Source organism: Bradyrhizobium sp. Ken01, assembly GCF_055807355.1.
The window spans coordinates 1-17,914 of sequence record NZ_JBVVPC010000063.1; the positions used below are offsets into that span (position 1 = coordinate 1).

Consider the following 17,914-nt stretch of genomic DNA (forward strand, 5'->3'; position numbering starts at 1 on the left):
CACACGGTTTCCCGATTCTGGAATCCCCAGATGCCGCTCTGAGTCAATCCGCCGCACCAGATATGTGCATGCCCTAGCCCGCTTGCGGGGAGAGGGTTGGGGTGAGGGGGGCTCTCCGCGAGGGAGCCGATAGTTTGACTCGCGGAGAGTCCCCCTCACCCGCCGCGCTTCGCGCTTCGCCTCTCCCCGCAAGCGGGGAGAGGCGAAGGAGCGTCGCTTCTCTCCCTGTCAACCCGTCATCCGGCCAGGGCATTCCTCCGAGCATTGCGCGTGCGGTGGTCTTGAAGAGTTCATCATTGCCACCCATGTTGTGGCGCCCGCGGGTGCAGGCGTACCCTGCTATTACCGCGGTTTTTATGCGAGGACCTGGGATGACTGGACCGGACGGAAGCGAGCAATTTGTCAAAACGCACGATTTCGTTTCGCCTCGGCCTTACGCCATCGTCGGCCTTCTCGCCGCGGCGTTCGTGCTCACCGGTTGCGGCCAGCCGGCCTCGCAAGCGAGCGCTCCCCCGCCGGCGCCGGTGACCGTCGCCCAGCCGGTCAAGCGCACCGTTACCGATTGGGACGAGTTCACCGGCCGCTTCGAGGCCGTCGAGGAGGTGCAGGTCCGCCCGCGTGTCGGCGGCTTCGTCAACTCCGTCGAATTCCAGGACGGCGCCATCGTGCATCAGGGCGATCTGCTCTACGTCATCGACCCGCGCCCGTTCGAGGCGGTGGCCGAGCAGGCGGACGGCCAATTGTCCGATGCGCGCGCCAAGGTGGAGCTTGCCAAGCGCGAGCTCGACCGTGGCCTGAGCCTGGTCCAGACCAGCGCGGTCTCCGAGCAGGCCGTCGACCAGCGGCGCCAGGCCTTGCAGGCCGCGCACGCCGCGGAGACGCAGGCCGCAGGCGCGCTGAAGGCCGCGCGGCTCAACATCGAATTCACCCATGTGACCGCGCCGCTCACGGGCCGTGTCAGCCGTCATCTCGTCAGCCCCGGCAATCTGGTGCAAGGTAGCGATACCGGCTCCTCGACGCTGCTCACCTCGATCGTCGCGCTCGATCCGATCTACGTCTATTTCGACATGGATGAGGCGACCTTCATCAAGTACAGCAAGCTGTGGTTCGAAGGTAAGCGCCCGAGCTCGCGCGACACGGCGAACCCGGTGCAGGTGACGCTAGCCGGCGAGAGCAAGCCGTCGCATGAGGGCACCATCAACTTCCTCGACAACCGTCTCGACGTCTCCACCGGCACGCTACGCAGCCGCGCCGTGGTCAAGAACGCCGATCTCTCGATCCTGCCCGGTCAGTTCGGCCGTATCCGGCTGATCGGCAGCGCGCCCTATGAGGCGCTGCTGATCCCCGACGTCGCGGTCGCGACCGACCAGTCGCGCAAGATCGTGTTCGTGGTCAAGCCGGACGACACCGTCGAGGCACGTCCCGTGACGCTCGGGCCGCTCGACGAGGGCCTGCGCGTGATCCGCGAGGGATTGAAGGCGGACGACCGCGTCATCGTCAACGGCATCCAGCGCGCCCGCGTCGGTGCCAAGGTCGCGCCGCAGACGGCACCAGCGCCCGCCGGTGGCAAATCATGAATCTTGGCCGTCTCTCCATCAACCAGCCCATCCTGGCGATGGTGCTGTCGATCGTGCTGCTGATCGTCGGCGCGCTGGCCTATACCACGTTGCCGGTCTCCGAATATCCGCAAGTAGTGCCGCCGACGGTCGTCGTGACCACGCAGTATCCCGGCGCCTCCGCGCAGACCGTGTCCGACACGGTTGCAGCTCCCATCGAGCAGGAGATCAACGGCGTCGAGGACATGCTGTATCTCTACAGCCAGGCGACCTCGAACGGCCAGCTCACCATCACCGTCACTTTCAAGCTCGGCACCGATCTCGACAAGGCCCAGGTGCTGGTGCAGAACCGCGTTGCGATCGCGCAGCCGCGTTTGCCTGAAGAGGTTCAACGCAACGGCGTCACCACGCGCAAGAACTCGCCCGATATTCTGATGGTCGTGTTCATGCTGTCGCCCGACGACACGTTCGACCAGCTCTACATCTCGAATTACGCGCTACTGCAGGTCCGCGACCAGCTGCTGCGGATCGACGGCGTCGGCGACATCCAGATCTTCGGCGCACGCGACTATTCGATGCGGTTGTGGCTCGATCCCGACCGGATCGCCAATCTCGGCCTGACCGCGACTGAGGTGCTCGCCGCGATCCGTGCGCAGAACGTGCAGATCGCGGGTGGCCAGATCGCCGAACCGCCGATCGCCGACCGCGCCTTCCAGCCGAACCTCACCTTCACCGGGCGTTTGAAAGACCAGAAGCAGTTCGAGGACATCCTGATCAAGGCCGGCTCCGACGGCCGCACGGTGCGTCTGCGCGACGTCGCCCGCATCGAGCTCGGTGCTCTCGCGTACTCCACCAACAGCTTCCTGCTGCGCAAATCGGCGGTCGCGATGCTGGTGACGCAGCGGCCTGGATCGAACGCGCTCGCAACCGCGAAGCACATTTCGGACACGATGACGAAGCTGAAGGAGACCTTTCCGAAAGGCCTCGACTTCAATATCGGCTACAACCCGACCGAGTTCATCGCGCAGTCCGTCCACGAACTGATCAAGACGATCTATGAGGCCATGTTGCTCGTGGTCATCGTGGTGCTGGTGTTCCTGCAAGGATGGCGGCCCGCGATCATTCCGATCATCGCGATCCCGGTTTCGCTGGTCGGCACCTTCGCGGTGATGGCAGCGCTCGGCTTCTCCATCAACAATCTCACGCTGTTCGGCCTCGTTCTCGCCGTCGGCATCGTTGTCGACGACGCCATCGTGGTGGTCGAGAATGTCGAGCGGCATCTCGAGCACGGCATGAGCCGGCGCGATGCCGCGCTGAAGACCATGGAGGAGGTCGGCGGCGCACTGGTGTCGATCGCGCTGGTGCTCTGCGCGGTGTTCGTCCCGACCGCGTTTCTGGGCGGCATTTCCGGTCAGTTCTTCCAGCAATTCGCCGTCACCATTGCGGTTGCGACCGCAATCTCCTGCTTCTGCTCGTTGACGCTGTCGCCGGCGCTGGCTTCGCTTCTCCTTGTCCCCCATGAGGAGAAACGGCCGCCGGCGCGCTGGAATCTTGTTGCACGTGGCTGGAACGCTTTCACCGGCGTGTTTAACCGCGTGTTCGATCGTCTCGCGCATGGCTACGCCGGCCTCGCCAATTTCGTGATCCGGCATTCGGCGGTGATGATCCTGATCTACGTCGTGCTGATCGGCAGCGCCGGCTGGCTGATCGGGACCACGTCGCAAGGCTTCATTCCGGCGCAGGACCGCGGTTACGTCATCATCTCCGTGCAATTGCCGGGCGCGGCGTCGCTGGCGCGCACCACCGAGGTCGTGCGCGAGATCGAACGGATCTCGCTGGATACACCGGGTATCGTCCGCGTTGCCGCTTTCGCGGGCTTTTCCGGCGCAACGCGCACGCAAGCCGGCAATGCTGCGGCGCTGTTCCCTGTTTTCGACGAGCCCGAGGTGCGGATCAAGAAGGGGCTGACTGCGAACGCCATCACGGCCGAGCTGCGCAAGCGGCTCGCTGCAATCCAGGGCGCGTTCATCATTGTGATTCCGCCTCCGGCCGTGCCCGGCATCGGCACCGGCGGCGGCTTCGCCATCCGCATCCAGGACCGCCAGGGCCGCGGGCCGGAGCTGCTCGCCGCGGCCACCGACGAGCTTGTCGCCGCGGCGCGTAAATCGCCCTCGCTGCTCGCTCCCACGGTGTTCTCGCCATTCTCGGCCAATACGCCGCAGCTCTTCGTCGATATCGACCGCACCAAGGCGCAGAAGCTTGGCGTGCCCATCGCCAACATCAACGACACGATCCAGACCTATTTCGGATCGACCTATGTCAACGACTTCAACCTGTTCGGCCGCACCTACCACGTCACCGCACAGGCCGACTTCCCGTTCCGGAAAGAGCCGAGCGATCTCGCGCGGCTGCGCACGCGCAACGCCTCCGGGGACATGGTGATGCTCGGCAGCGTGGTCGACTTCAAGGATGTTTCCGGCCCTGACCGCGTCGCGCGCTACAATCTCTATGCAGCATCCGAGCTCCAGGGCGAGCCGGCGCCGGGCACCAGCTCGACCACCGCGCTCAACGCCATCAAGAAGCTCGCCGACGACACCCTGCCGAGCGGCTTCAGCTTCGAATGGACCGATCTGTCCTACCAGCAGATCACGGGCGGCAATGCGGGTCTCTACGTGTTCCCGATCTGCGTGCTGTTCGTCTATCTCGTGCTCGCCGCGCAATATGGCAGCTGGACCTTGCCGTTCGCGGTGATCCTGATCGTGCCGATGTGCCTGCTGGCCGCCACGATTGGCGTGCGCATCATGGGGCAGGACGTCAACATCCTGACCCAGATCGGTTTCGTCGTGCTGGTGGGGCTGGCGGCAAAGAACGCGATCCTGATCGTCGAGTTCGCCCGCGACATCGAGAACGAAGGCAAGCCGCGGCTGGAGGCCGTGATTGACGCCTGCCGGTTGCGCCTGCGGCCGATCCTGATGACGTCCTTCGCCTTCATCCTCGGCGTGCTGCCGCTGGTGATCTCGTCCGGCTCCGGTTCGGAGATGCGGCAGGCCGTCGGCGTCGCCGTATTCTTCGGCATGATCGGCGTCACCCTGTTCGGGCTGTTGTTCACGCCGATCTTCTACGTGGTGGTGCGGAACCTGGCCGAGGGGAAGAACGAGGGGAAGCCGAGGGCGGTGGCCTGATCGTAGTCAGTGCGGCCAGCGCATCAACGCCCACAGTGTCGTCCCGGCGAAGGCCCATAGCCACCGGGCGGAGTTTTGCGAAGACTCGTGGTTACCAGCTTCGCGTCGCAACCACTTTTTGGGAGTATGGGTCCCGGCCTTCGCCGGGACGACACCGCTTCTTTGACGCACACCTCCATACTAACGGCCTAGGCCGAAATGGATGGGCACCGCCGGGGTTCTTCACTAGTATCCGCGCGATTTCAAAACAGAAAACTGCTGGGAGCTAACACATGAAATCAGCCCTTTTGGCCGCTGTCGCAATTTCGGCTTTGCTGCTGACCGCGCCGGCCTCCGCGCAAGGCGTCAAGATCGGCATCCTCAACGACCAGTCCGGCGTCTACGCCGATTACGGCGGCAAATGGTCGGTCGAGGCCGCCAGGATGGCGATCGAGGATTTCGGCGGCGAGGTGCTCGGCCAGAAGATCGAGCTGGTCACCGCCGACCACCAGAACAAGCCGGATCTCGCCACCTCGATCGCGCGCCGCTGGTACGACGTCGAGAACGTCGACATGATCACGGAGCTGACGACCTCATCGGTCGCGCTCGCGATCCACGAGCTCTCCAAGGAAAAGAAGAAGATCGACATCGTCGTCGGCGCTGCGACCTCGCGCCTCACCGGCGATGCTTGCCAGCCCTATGGTTTCCACTGGGCCTATGACACCCGCGCGCTCGGTGTCGGCACCGGCGGCTCGCTGACCAAGGCCGGCGGCGACAGCTGGTTCTTCCTCACCGCGGACTACGCCTTCGGCTATGCCCTCGAGAAGGACACCAGCGAGATCGTCACGGCCAATGGCGGCAAGGTGCTTGGTTCGGTGCGCGTGCCGCTCAACTCCTCGGACTTCTCCTCCTTCCTGCTCCAGGCGCAGAGCTCGAAGGCGAAGATCGTCGGCCTTGCCAATGCCGGCCTCGACACCACCAACTCGATCAAGCAGGCGTCCGAGTTCGGCATTGTCTCCGGTGGCCAGAAGCTCGCGGGCCTCTTGATGACGCTCGCCGAAGTGAACGGCCTCGGCTTGCAGGCCGCGCAAGGCCTGGTACTGACCGAGGGCTATTACTGGGATATCAACGATCGCACGCGCCATCTCGGCGAACGCTTTCTCAAGCGCACCGGAAGGATGCCGAACATGATCCAGGCCGGCACCTATTCGGCGACGCTGAGCTATCTCAAGGCGGTCAAAGCCGCCGGCACCAAGGATCCGGATGCGGTCGCCAAGAAGCTGAAGGAGCTGCCGGTCGACGACGATTTCGCGCAAGGCGGCAAGGTGCTCGAGAACGGTCGCATGGTCCACGACATGTATCTGTTCGAGGTCAAGAAGCCCTCGGAATCGAAGAAGCCTTGGGACTATTACAAGCAGCTCGCGGTCGTTCCCGGCGAGAAGGCGTTCTTCACTGCCAAGGAGAGCGGCTGCCCGCTGACGAAGTAGGTCTCTCTATGTCGTCCTGGCGAAAGCCAGGACCCATTACCCCGATAGCGGCTTGTTGAAACAAGCTGTGGCCACGATCGTGCCCATAACCACGCCCTGTGGTTATGGGTCCTGGCTTTCGCCAGGACGACGGCGGGGAGAGTCGTCGCAGCCCGCCCCTCACACCAGCCGCAGCACCGCCGCTCCCAGCGCCCCGGCCCACAGCGCAATGGCCGCGATACCCTGAATAAAAAATCCCGGGCCGCGTTTTGCGGCGGCCTTCGAATAGCCGATGAAGTAGACGATGCGGCCGACGATCCAGAGCGCGCCGATCGCCGCTGCACCGGCATCGCTGATGTAGATCGCAAACAGCCAGAGCGACGGCAGGAAGATCGGCATCCATTCCAGCGTGTTCATCTGGATTCGGAACGCGCGCTCGAAATCCGGATGGCCCGACATTGCTGGCACCTTGACGCCGGTTCTGGTGCGCGCGCGCGACACGTTGATGGTGGTGAAGAAGTAGAACAGGATCGCCAGCAGCGTGACGAGGGCAGTGAGGTGATACATCGCTAGTCCCTTCGAACAGGTCCCGGTTCAATACCCCGTCAGCTCGAGATAGCCAACGCCGTGATGCGTGCCGGCAAAGCTGATCGGCCCTTCCCAATAGGAAAAACCGGTCCCCATCCACGCCTTTGGATTGAGCGGCTTGCAGAGGATCGAGAACGACCGCGAGGGGATCGCGATCTGCCACTCCACCGGCAGCTTGCGCCCGGCCACCTCAGCCGTCGCCGTTGGAATCATCTGGATGTCGTCGCCCGCAATCATGTGCGTGTCGCCTGTGGCGCTGATCCAGTTGCCGAATGGATAGTCCTTGCCGTCTTTTTGGCGCAGCCGGTACAGCATCAGCTTGTCGCCGGATGACAGGTGCAGCGACAGCCAGTCCCAGCCGGTCTGGTCGGCGTCGAGCGGCTGGCTGCTCCATTCGCGGTCCATCCAGGCCTGGCCGGACACATCGACCGGCCTGTCGTCGATGGTGAGCGTGCCGCGGGCGCGATAGAACGGCTGGCTGTAATAATAGGAGGCCTGTCCGCGCTCCGACTTGCGGCTGTAGCCGCGATCGCCCTCCAGCACCACGGGACGATCGGCCTCCAGCGTCAGCGCGTAACCGAAGTCGGCGCCCGAGGCTTTCAACGTCAGCGGCGCCAAGGTGCGATCTTGGGTGCGCTCGGATCCGTTCATCGCCCAATCGTCGATCCAGGCTGAGAACGGTTTCGCCGTGACGCCGGCCTGCCCCACACCGCCGCGGGAAAACAGCTCGCTGAAGCGGTGGGTGTAGGCACGCGTCACCGCGGCATGCGCCATCCACACCTGTTGATTAGCCCAGCCTTCGCCCTGCGGCCCCGGCTGTGTCGCCTGCCGGAACAGCGTCCATTGCAGGCCGCACGCCGCGCCGCTGGCATCAACGAGATTCGCCGTGAGATACCACCATTCGATGCGAAACTCCGGATGCGGTCCGTGATCGCCCGGAAAGGCGAATGTCTTTCCCGGTGTGACCTTGGCAAAGCCATCGGCCGTCGCGCCGAGCCCGGCATAGCCTTGCGCGCCCGCGCGGCGGACTGCCGCGAGTGCGGCGATGCCGCCGGCGAAGGTGCGCCGCGAGATCCTGTCAGCGCTCATTGGCAAACACCTTGACGAGGCTCGCCGGCTGCATCCGGGCCAGCCGGATCATCGGCAGCAGGGCGGCAAGCAATGAGGCGAACAGCGCGACCGCGACCAGCTCGACCAGTTGCAGCGGAAACACATGGAATGGCAGGCGCCAGCCGAACGCCTTCACGTTGACGATCGCGATCAGGCACCACGCCACCAGCAGCCCGAGCGGCACCGCCAGCAGAGACGTCAACAGCGCGACCGACAGCGTCTTGGTCAATTCGATCGCGGCAAGGCGCGGCCTTGTGATGCCGATCGCCCAGAGCGGCGCAAGCTGCGGCAGGCGCGAGTTCGCCAGCGTGAGAAGGCTGGTCAGAAGCGCGATCCCGGCGACGCCGAGCGTGAACGCGTTCAGCGCCGAGGTCACCGCGAAGGTGCGGTTGAAGATCCGGATCGATTCCGCTTTCACCGTCGCCTGGTCGGCGACGCTGCGATCGTCGAGCGCAAACTGCTTCTGCAGCGCCGCGATCAGGCCGGGGATATTCTCCTTCGCAACGATCAGGCCGATGCGCGTCTGCGGCGTTTGCGGAAACTGCCGGATCAGTGCCGCGACGTTCACCGCAAGCTGTCCCTTGGGATTGCCGTAGTCGGCATAGATGCCGACGATGTCGAGCTCCCAGGTCCCCCCCGGCGCCGGGACTTCAACGACATCGCCAACGCGGACGTTGAGGCGGCGGCTCAGTTGCTCGCTGATGAACGCCGCATTGCCGGGCACGAGCCGTGTCCAGGCCCGCGGCGCGGCTTCCAGCAGCGGCCAGCGCTCGCGATAAAGCGCATGATCGGGCAGACCGAGCAATTCCACCGGCTGCCCATGTACCTGCGCGTCGGCGCGTCCGCCCGACAGGATCGCCTCGACATCGCGGCGCTCCTTCAGCCAGTTGCGGATCGCGACGCCTTTCGCATTATCGGAGGCGCTGATGTAGACGTCGGCTGCGAGCCGCCCGTTGAGCCAGCCGACGAAAGTGCGGCTGAACGTTTCCACCATGGTGGACACCCCGACATTGACGGCGAGCGCGAGCAGCAGCGCCATCAGCGCCAGCGACAAACCCGAGAGCTGCTGCCGGCTGTCCGCCCAAAACCACAGGGCGAGCGGCCTCCGCGCCAAACGCTGCCCGGCCAGCAGGATGAGTTCGAGGAACGCGGGCAGGATCAACGCGGCGCCGAGCATCAGCGCCGCCAGCACGCTAAAGCCCGCGATCAGCGATTGCCCGTACTGGAGCAGCAACAGCGCGACAGCGAACACGGCGCAGGCAGCTCCGCTTTGCAGGATCAGCCAACGGCGCTGCCGCTGTTGCCAGGCGCGCGGCTGCGCGGTCGCCAGCACCGGCATCCTGACAGCCTTGATCAGGCTGGTCGCCGCGGCCACCAGCGCGCCCACAACGCTGATGCCGATCCCGGCGAGCCACCATTCAGGTCGCAGGCTGAGCTGCCCCGGAATCTGCGCGCCATAGAGTCCACGCAGGGATGCTGCGACGTCGGGCAAGAGCGCGGCCGCAATGAAATAGCCGCAGGCAAGCCCGATCAGGCCTGCGACCAGCGCAAGTGCCACGAGCTCGACCACCAACACGGTGTTGACCAGTCGCGCCGAGGCACCGCAGGCACGTAGCGTGCGCAGCATCGGCAGCCGCTGCTCGAAGGCGAGACCGACGGCAGAATTGACGATGAAGAGGCCGACGAAGAACGACAACAGGCCGAAGGCGGTGAGGTTGAGGTGAAAGTTGTCGGTGAGGCGCTCCAGCTCAGTCTCCGCATCCGGCTCAACCCGCTGCAAGCGGTCGCCGACGACGCTCGCCAATGGCGCAGGCTTGCCCTTCGGTTTGCCGATCAGAAGCCGCGAGATCTGGTTCGGCTTGTTCAGCAGCCGCTGCGCCACGCCGATATCGACCACGAGCACGTCGGGCACGAGCTGCGGCAGCACGCGCAGCGGCGGCAGTTTTGCCCCGTTGCTGATCGCTGGTGCCGCACCCTCCTGCTCCTGCAAGTCGATCAGGGTTTCCTTCGCCACCAGCGTCTGGCCCGGCGGCGCGACGAAGCTGCTTAGATCGGCGGCGCCGAGCCGAGGTGCATTGCCGACGTCGACAGGCAGCGTCACCGGCTCGATGCCGAGCAGCCGGACCGAACGGCCGTTGACCTGGACCCGTCCCTCCAGCATCGGCGAGACTGGCCAGCCGGCGCGGCGCAGCTTGACGAACAGCTCCTGCGGAAAGGTCGCGGCATCAGGCGCGACCAGCATCGGCGTCCGCGCGCCGCCGAAGGTTGCCGCGGCGCGGTCATAGGCGTTGCGGGCCTGCTGGTTGATCGCCTGCACGCCGCTCCACAGCGCGGTCGCCGCGATCAGCCCGATCAGGAGCGTCGCGAACTGCATCTTGTGGCGCCGCCAATGGCTGAGCAGCACCGCGAGGACCCAGAGCGCGCGCCTCATGCGATCCGCCCGGCATGCAGATTGACGTGGCGATCGAGTGTCGCGGCCAGATGCAGGCTGTGCGTCACCATCAGAAAGCCGCAGCCGGTGCGCGTGACGAGGTCGCGCGTCAGGGCCAGCACGTCCTCCGCGGTGGCCTCGTCGAGATTGCCGGTCGGCTCGTCCGCCAGCAGCAATGACGGCTTTGTCGCCAGCGCTCGGCCGATCGCGACCCGTTGCTGCTGTCCGCCCGATAATTGTTCTGGATAACGCTTGAGCAGGCCGCCAAGCCCGAGGCGTTCGATCAGCTCTTTATACCAGGCTGCGTCGTATCGGCCCGCGATCCGCGCCTGAAACACCAGGTTATCCCCGACCGACAGGCTCGGGATCAAATTGTACTGTTGAAACACCAGGCCGATCCGGTCGCGCCGCAGGCCCGCGCGGCCCGCATCAGACAGCTTGGTGATTTCGGTGTCTTCCAGTCGGATCGTGCCGCCATCAGCGTCATCGAGCCCTGCGATCAGGTGCAACAGCGTGCTCTTGCCGCTGCCAGATTCGCCGGTCAGTGCGACGCGTTCGCCGGCCTTGAGGTCGAGATCGACGCCGCGCAGGACATGGACCGGCTCACCGGCCGAAGAGAACGTCTTGGAGAGGTTTCGGATGCTCAGCACGATGAATGGCGCCGGACGGAATTAGCGGAATTGCTGCGTAGCACACTTGCTGCGGAAATGCCGGGTTGCGTTGCTATTGAAGCCGTTGTTAGCTCCTAAGAGGACCACATCAAAAAAGTGCCAAAAAGGGACGACGGGGAGAACGATGAGCGCTCAGGCAACGCAGTCCGCGGCGGGCAAGATCACGGGGACATCCACGGGAACGCCCAGGGAAACACCAAAGGGTGCCTGGACCGTCACGTTTCTCCTGTTTCTTTTCATGCTGGTGAACTTCGCCGACAAGATCGTCGTTGGTCTTGCGGGCGTTCCGATCATGACCGAGCTGAAGCTCGAGCCCGAGCAGTTCGGTTTGCTCGGCTCGTCGTTCTTCTTCCTGTTCTCGATCTCGGCCATCGTGGTCGGCTTCATCGTCAACAAGGTACCGACCCGCTGGGTGCTGTTGACCCTCGCGGTGATCTGGGCGCTGACGCAGTTTCCGATGGTCGGCACCGTCTCTTTCACCACGCTCCTGATCTGCCGCATCGTGCTCGGCGCGGGCGAAGGCCCGGCGGCCTCGGTGGCGATGCACGCGGTCTACAAATGGTTCCCCGACGAGAAGCGTACGATGCCGACCGCGATCCTGTCGCAGGGTTCGGCCTTTGGCGTGATCCTGGCGGTGCCGGCGCTGAACTGGATCATCGTCAACCATTCCTGGCACTATGCGTTCGGTGCGCTTGGAATCGTCGGCCTGATCTGGGTCGCGGCCTGGCTCGCGCTCGGCAAGGAAGGCCCGCTGGACACCCACGCATCGGCCGTGGTCGAACCGAAAATACCCTATCTCCAGCTCCTGACATCGCGCACCTTCATCGGCTGCGTGACCGCGACCTTCGGCGCCTATTGGGCGCTGTCGCTCGGGCTCACCTGGTTCACGCCCTTCATCGTCAAGGGCCTCGGCTTCTCGCAGTCTCAGGCGGGCTTCGTGTCGATCCTTCCCTGGGTGTTCGGGGCGACCATCGTCATTCTCACCGGCTGGATCTCGCAGGTGATGCTGGCACGCGGCTACACGTCGCGGATCTCCCGCGGCGTGCTCGGCTCGGTGCCGCTGATCGTCGGCGGCCTGATCCTCGCGATGATGCCGCATGTCCAAGGCGCGGGCCTCCAGATCGCCCTGCTCGTGGTCGGCTCGGGCCTGTGCGGCGCGATCTACGTCGTCTGCCCACCCATGCTCGGCGAGTTCACGCCGACGTCGCAGCGCGGCGCGGTTCTCGCGATCTACGGCGCGCTCTATACGCTTTCGGGCATCATCGCGCCGCTGGTGATGGGCAGCGTGATCCAGCGCGCCGGCAGCATGCTCGACGGCTACATGACCGGCTTCACCATCAACGCTGCGATCATGGTCGGCTCCGGTGCGCTCGGGCTGCTCCTGCTCTGGCCCAACACGGAAAAGGCCAGGCTGACCGGTGGAGCTACGCCGCAGGCCGCGCCGCTGAAGAGCGTGGTGTCGCCGACGTAAGGGGCGGTTAACGCGTATCACAAATACAACTGTCGTCCCGGCCAAGGCCGGGACCCATAACCACGACTTTTGGTTTGGCGAAGACTAGCCATGACCAGTTCGCGCCACGACTACTTGAGTGCGTATGGGTCCCGGCCTTCGCCGGGACGACGATTGAGCTTGATACTCAAGCCGCAGCTTTCGCCTTCCGCTCCGTGAACGGCGACAGCACCACCGTCGCGAGCATGAAGATCACGGACGCCCCGAACACCCAATGCGGCGCGCTCTGGTCCATGATCCAGCCGAACAGCAGCGGGCTGACGATGCCGCCGAGATTGAAGCCGGTGGAGACGATGCCGAAGGCGCGCCCCGCAGCACCGGGAGGTGCTGCATTGCGCACCAGCATGTCGCGCGAGGGGGCGATCACGCCGGAGAGGAATCCCGCGGCCGCCATCGTAGCGATCAGCGCCCAGCCCGGCAGCGTAACCAGCGCGATCAGCAGCACGATCGCCGCGTTCGCGGCAAAGCAGGCGGCGGCGACATAGCCGTGGCGCTCGGTATGGTCGGCAAGGAAGCCGCCCGCGAGCACGCCGGCGGCGCTTGCACCGAGGAACGCGGTGAGCGCGACATTGGCTGCGGAATAGGTCACGCCATAGCCGCTCATCAGCGCTACCACGCCGAAATTGTTGATGCCGGCGACCGACAGGCTGAGCAGCATGAACAGCGCCGTCAGCGTGATCAGCGCCGGCGTGATCACGGCTTGTTTGGGTGCGTTCTCGGTCCCCGGCTTCGCCTTGTGCGCGCCGGCATCCGGAATGTTCATGGTCACCAGCAACAGCGCGACCAGAACGCCGATCGCGCCCGATGCGATCAGAGCACCGGCACCGCCAGACATGGTGACCATCGCGGCGACGATTGCCGGTGCCACCGCGCCGCCGAAATATCCGGCAAAGGTATGAATCGAGAAGGCGCGGCCCATCCGCGCTTCGTCCATGTGCTCGGCGAGGATGGCATAGTCGGCGGGATGGTAGACGCTGTTGGCGAGCCCGAGCAGCACGGCGCAGGCGATCAGCGAGGTGTAGCTCAGATGCAGCCCGAGCAGGATCAGCGCGAGGCCGCCGAGGGTGAGGCCGCCCAGCAGGATCCGTCGCGCGCCAAAATGGTCGACGAGATAGCCGGTCGGCGCCTGCGTCAGCCCCGAGACCACGGCCGACACGGTCAGCGCAAAGCCGAGTTCGACATAGCCGACGCCGAGTTGATTCTTGAGGAACGGAAACAGCATCGGCAGGACCAGCAAATGGAAATGGCTGACCCAATGCGCGATCGAGATTCCCGTCAGCGTGCGTAGCGCGCTGTCCGCCTTGCCTTGTTGCGGTGCGGCGAGAACGTCGACCATTGCAGTTCCGTTTCACGTCCTTTGGACACGCGCAAACTATCGGGCAGAGCGGTTATTTGTCCATGAACGCAGGCGCATGGCAGTAGCGCGGGGCGGGGGATTCCCCGCCGTCGTCCTGGCGAAAGCCAGGACCCATCACCCCAGGAAGCAGTTTGGCGAAAACTCGTGGTCCGGTACTGCGACCATCCACGATCGATAGATCACGCGGTATGGATCCTGGCTTTCGCCAGGACGACAGTTGAGAGCGAGGCAAGAGCCGAGCCCTCAAAACGGCTCGTCGTCGGGCCCGTAGCGGTCGCGCTTTGGTGTCGCGATGTCGCCGTCTTCGTAATCATCGTCTTCGGTGTCGCGCGGAGGCGAAGGCTTGTTCGCCTTGTCTTTTGCTGGCGTGTCGTCCGCAATTTTGGGCGGCGCGCTCGGCTTGCCGATCTTGGCCATGGCTGGTCCCGGATGGTGATGCTGCGCCCGATCCTATCCGGAAGATATGTGCGGTTCCTGACTTATCTCAAGTCGTCAGTGCACCACCGGCCCCCCGGCCTTCTTCCAGGCATCGATGCCGCCGGCGATGTGGGCGGTGTTGGTGAGCCCGGCCTCCTTGGCGGCGGCGACAGCCATCGCGGAGCGTTCGCCGAACGCGCAGAAAAACACGACGCGGCGGCCGGTGGCGGCGGCGACCTCGCGCAGCATGCCGCCGGGCTTGAGGCTGTCCTCAACGGACGGATAGGGCGTATGCAGCGCGCCTTCGAGCATGCCGTGCTTCATCCGCTCATTGGTCTCGCGCAAATCGACCAGCAGGATATCGGGACGGCCGAGGCTGCGGATCGCCTCGACGGCGCGGAGCGCGCGGCCCTCTTTCTCCAGCTCCTCCTGATGCAGGCCGACATGCATGTTGGCGGGCACCGCGACGTCCATCATCTTCGGATTGGGAAGCTTCAGATTGGCCATCAGTTCGATATAGTCGTCGACCGAGCGCACCTGGAGCCGCGGATTGTAGCGTTTCTCCTCCCCGATGGTGGAGACGGTGTCGCCCTTGTAGTCATGCGCCGGAAACACCATCGTCTCGTCCGGCAGCTTGAGCAGCCGATTGAAAATAGACTCATATTGCGCGCGCGAAGAACCGTTCTGGAAATCGGTGCGGCCGGTGCCGCGGATCAGCAGCGTGTCGCCGGTGAAGACGCGATCGCCCATCAAGTAGGAATAGGAGTCGTCGGTGTGGCCGGGCGTGTACATCACGTCGAGCGCCAGGCCCTCGATCGTCACCTTGTCGCCGTCGGCAACCCGCATCGCCACCACGTCGGCCTTGGTCTGGTCGCCCATCACGGTCATGCAATGGGTGCGGTCGCGCAGCTCGCCGAGGCCGGTGACGTGGTCGGCGTGCAGATGGGTGTCCACCGCCTTGACTAGCTTGAGGTCGAGCTCGCGCAGCAGCTGGCAGTAGCGGTCGACCTTCTCCAGCACGGGATCGAGGATCAGCGCCTCGCCGCCGGGGCGGCTCGCCAGGAGATAGCTGTAGGTACCCGAAACACTGTCGAAGAGCTGACGGAAGATCATGGCAAGATCCGGCGTGAATTCCCTCGCGATTCTACTACGCTTCGGGCTGGAAAGAGAAGCAATTCACTGTGTAAGCACGAAAATTTAGAAGATTTTTATTCCTATGCCGCGTGGGTGGGCGTCACCTAGGCACCGCTGTCATTCCCCGCGAAGGCGGGGAATCCAGTACGCCGCGCCCTTTCCGTACCCCTCGCGGTCTCGGAGTACTGGATCGCCCGCCTTCGCGAGCGATGACACCGACTGTGCCGCGACGCTTTGCCCCGACAAAAGGCTCAGGGCCTCACCAATGTGTACCCGTTCTCGCTGAGAAACAGGATCTGGCCGACCCCGACCTGCACCGGTGTCGCCGCGGGGATGAACTCCGGCCGCTTGCCCGTCTCACGCTCAATCGTGTCGACGGTGTTGAGGCAGATGTCGAACCGCACGCCTTGCGCGATCAGGCTCTCGACCTGCTTGCGGCGCTCGCTGCCGGTGAACAGGAGATCGATGCCGGGACCAAAGGCCACGATTTCGATCGCCACCTTGTCGGGGTCGTAGGCCTTCAGCAAATTGTTGGCGACGCTGAGCACCAGAGCTTGCTTTCTGGCGTCACCATCGGACAGCTGCAACACGATCTTGTGCTCGGCGAACGGCTTGTCCTGGAGCGGCACCTGTTGCGCAAACGCCGGCGGCACCGCCGCCCAGGCGAGCAGCGCCAGCAGCATCGCGGACAAGGTTTGCGACCGCATCATCCCTGTCCTGCGATGCCCGGATTGCCCTCGACGCCCCTCAGCGTGACGCCGGAGCCGAGTCGCTCCTGAAACATCCGACCCGAGCGCAGATATTTTGCCACCACATCCCACACCGGCGCGCCTTGCTGGCCATTGACCGAGGCCCAGCCCGCGACCTTGTAGCGGTGGCTGGCATTGAGCGCCTTGCCGCCATTGAGCTTCAGCTCCGAGATGCGGTTGCCGATCGCCGCCGTCGGCGTACAGGTGTAGCTGAGCCCGCCGGCGCGCACCATGTCGCCGCCCTGCTGGTAATAGGGATCGGTATTGAAGAGGTTGTCGCAGACGTCTTCCAGCACGTCCTTGATCTGGGCGCCGGTCATCTCCTGCATATAGGTCTCGGGATAGCTGATCGCGGTTTCCGCGAGCAAATCCTCCATCGTCAGCGCCTGGCCGGACAGCCCGGTAACGCCCCAGCGGAAGCCCGGCGACAGCGCGATCTCGGCGTTGAGCTCGTTGCGCAGCGCGCTGCAGATCAGCTCGTCGACCGGGCCGGCGAAATTGTCGCGGCGATACAGCAGGCGATCGGGCGTCGCGATCTTCTCCGACCAGTCGGTGACGAAGGGCGCCCGCAACCGGCCGATCAGTTCGGCCATCCCAGGATCGGGCTTCAACAGCTCGGAATAAACTGGCAGCAGATGATATTTGACGTCGCCGACCTTGCCCTTGTCGAGCGCGAGATCGAGTACGGCCAGAAATTTTCCGTTGGAGCCGGCATTGGTGACGAGCGTCGTGCCGCTCGCATTCTTCACGGCGATGGGCTGCGGGATCGCATCATGGGTATGGCCGCCGAGGATGACGTCGATGCCGGTGACGCGGCTCGCGAGCTTGAGATCGACGTCCATACCGTTGTGCGACAGCAGGATGACCGCATCGACCTTGTCGGTACCGCGCAAGCCGTCGACATGCTTCTGGAGCTCTTCCTCCCGGATGCCGAAGGTCCAGTCCGGCGTGAACCGTTTGGGATGCGCGATCGGCACGTAAGGGAAGGCTTGGCCGACGATCGCGACGCGATGGCCGCCGAGTTCCTTGATCACGGAGGGCTTGAACACGCGCCCCGTCGCCTTGTCGAAGGCGGCGGCATCGTTGAATGCGGCTTCCTCGGTCAGGAAAACGTTCTGCGCCAGAAACTCGCCCTTGAACCGCGCGAGATTGTCGCGCAGCACCTGCTCGCCGTAGGTGAATTCCCAATGCCCGGTCATCGCCTCGATACCGAGCAGGTTTGCGGCCTCGACCATGTCGCGGCCCTGCATCATGTTGGCGAGCCCCGTGCCTTGCCAGAGGTCGCCGCCGTCAACGAGCATGGAGTGCTTTTCGCCGGCATCGCCGCGCAAGCGGTCGATCAGCGTCTTCAGATGGGCGAAGCCGCCGAGCTTGCCGAAGCGACCTGCGGACTTCTCGAACTCGAAGCAGCTGAAGGCATAGGCGTCCGCGCTGTCGGGCCTGATGCCGAAACGGTCGAGGAAGGCGCGGCCGACCAGATGCGGCGGCCGTCCCGCCATCTCGCCGATCCCGATATTGACGCTGGGCTCGCGAAAATAGACCGGATTGAGTTGCGCATGCGTATCGGTGAGGTGAAGGATCCGCGCATTGCCGAACCGTTCGAGGTCGTAAATGCTCGCGGCCTCAGCACCGCGCGCAAGCCGCGGCAGGCCGAGCGATGCGGCAGCAAGGCTTGCATTCTTCAGGAAATCGCGGCGGCGGATCGCCATCCAGAAATTCTCCGCGCCCTCTCATGGTCGCAAGGCTGTTGCAGGAGCGAACAGT

13 protein-coding genes are annotated in these 17,914 nt (G+C 64.6%); 4 read left to right on the top strand and 9 right to left on the bottom strand.

What is annotated here, in order from left to right; translation table 11 throughout:
• The first annotated feature begins 371 nt into the window (after window positions 1-371).
• The 3 genes from AC0L3S_RS35520 to AC0L3S_RS35530 all read left to right on the top strand — a co-directional run bounded on the left by AC0L3S_RS35520 (window position 372) and on the right by AC0L3S_RS35530 (window position 6,204).
• On the top strand, window positions 372-1,577 hold the full coding sequence (locus AC0L3S_RS35520; RefSeq protein WP_473265968.1) for an efflux RND transporter periplasmic adaptor subunit: 1,206 nt from the start codon (window positions 372-374) through the stop codon (window positions 1,575-1,577).
• Window positions 1,574-4,738, top strand: a complete 3,165-nt coding sequence (locus AC0L3S_RS35525; protein WP_473284467.1) for an efflux RND transporter permease subunit — start codon at window positions 1,574-1,576, stop codon at window positions 4,736-4,738. Before AC0L3S_RS35520 ends, AC0L3S_RS35525 begins: the two co-directional genes overlap by 4 nt.
• Window positions 4,739-5,010: 272 nt before the next feature.
• Window positions 5,011-6,204 (top strand): ABC transporter substrate-binding protein, encoded by a 1,194-nt coding sequence (locus AC0L3S_RS35530; RefSeq protein ID WP_473284469.1) that lies wholly within the window; start codon window positions 5,011-5,013, stop codon window positions 6,202-6,204.
• A gap of 159 nt (window positions 6,205-6,363) precedes the next feature.
• Here AC0L3S_RS35530 and AC0L3S_RS35535 read toward each other — a convergent pair whose 3' ends face one another.
• The 4 genes from AC0L3S_RS35535 to AC0L3S_RS35550 are packed head-to-tail and all read right to left on the bottom strand — an operon-like array spanning window position 6,364 to window position 10,962.
• Window positions 6,364-6,750, bottom strand: coding sequence for an MAPEG family protein (locus AC0L3S_RS35535; RefSeq protein WP_473284471.1), 387 nt, complete (start codon window positions 6,748-6,750; stop codon window positions 6,364-6,366).
• 27 nt (window positions 6,751-6,777) lie between these two features.
• Window positions 6,778-7,860 carry a lipocalin-like domain-containing protein gene (locus AC0L3S_RS35540; RefSeq protein ID WP_473284473.1) on the bottom strand — a complete coding sequence of 361 codons (1,083 nt, stop codon included), beginning with the start codon at window positions 7,858-7,860 and terminating at the stop codon, window positions 6,778-6,780.
• Entirely contained in the window at window positions 7,850-10,312 is a 2,463-nt protein-coding gene (locus AC0L3S_RS35545; RefSeq protein WP_473284475.1) for an FtsX-like permease family protein, read from the bottom strand. Before AC0L3S_RS35545 ends, AC0L3S_RS35540 begins: the two co-directional genes overlap by 11 nt.
• Entirely contained in the window at window positions 10,309-10,962 is a 654-nt protein-coding gene (locus AC0L3S_RS35550; protein ID WP_473284477.1) for an ABC transporter ATP-binding protein, read from the bottom strand. Before AC0L3S_RS35550 ends, AC0L3S_RS35545 begins: the two co-directional genes overlap by 4 nt.
• 145 nt (window positions 10,963-11,107) lie before the next feature.
• Between AC0L3S_RS35550 and AC0L3S_RS35555 the strand changes: the two genes are divergently transcribed.
• Window positions 11,108-12,454 carry an MFS transporter gene (locus tag AC0L3S_RS35555; protein ID WP_473265975.1) on the top strand — a complete coding sequence of 449 codons (1,347 nt, stop codon included), beginning with the start codon at window positions 11,108-11,110 and terminating at the stop codon, window positions 12,452-12,454.
• Between the two features lie 166 nt (window positions 12,455-12,620).
• Here the strand turns inward: AC0L3S_RS35555 and AC0L3S_RS35560 are convergent, their stop codons facing one another.
• The 5 genes from AC0L3S_RS35560 to soxB form a co-directional block, all read right to left on the bottom strand.
• Complete coding sequence (locus AC0L3S_RS35560; protein ID WP_473284479.1) at window positions 12,621-13,829, bottom strand: MFS transporter; 1,209 nt, start codon at window positions 13,827-13,829, stop codon at window positions 12,621-12,623.
• Between the two features lie 264 nt (window positions 13,830-14,093).
• A complete protein-coding gene (locus AC0L3S_RS35565; protein ID WP_473266632.1) occupies window positions 14,094-14,267 on the bottom strand; it encodes a hypothetical protein in 174 nt (57 codons plus the stop codon).
• A 75-nt stretch (window positions 14,268-14,342) separates the two neighbouring features.
• Complete coding sequence (locus AC0L3S_RS35570; protein ID WP_007598021.1) at window positions 14,343-15,380, bottom strand: MBL fold metallo-hydrolase; 1,038 nt, start codon at window positions 15,378-15,380, stop codon at window positions 14,343-14,345.
• A gap of 272 nt (window positions 15,381-15,652) precedes the next feature.
• On the bottom strand, window positions 15,653-16,111 hold the full coding sequence (locus AC0L3S_RS35575; protein WP_473284481.1) for a DsrE family protein: 459 nt from the start codon (window positions 16,109-16,111) through the stop codon (window positions 15,653-15,655).
• A complete protein-coding gene (soxB, locus tag AC0L3S_RS35580) occupies window positions 16,108-17,859 on the bottom strand; it encodes a thiosulfohydrolase SoxB (protein ID WP_473284483.1) in 1,752 nt (583 codons plus the stop codon). Before soxB ends, AC0L3S_RS35575 begins: the two co-directional genes overlap by 4 nt.
• Window positions 17,860-17,914 lie beyond the last annotated feature (55 nt).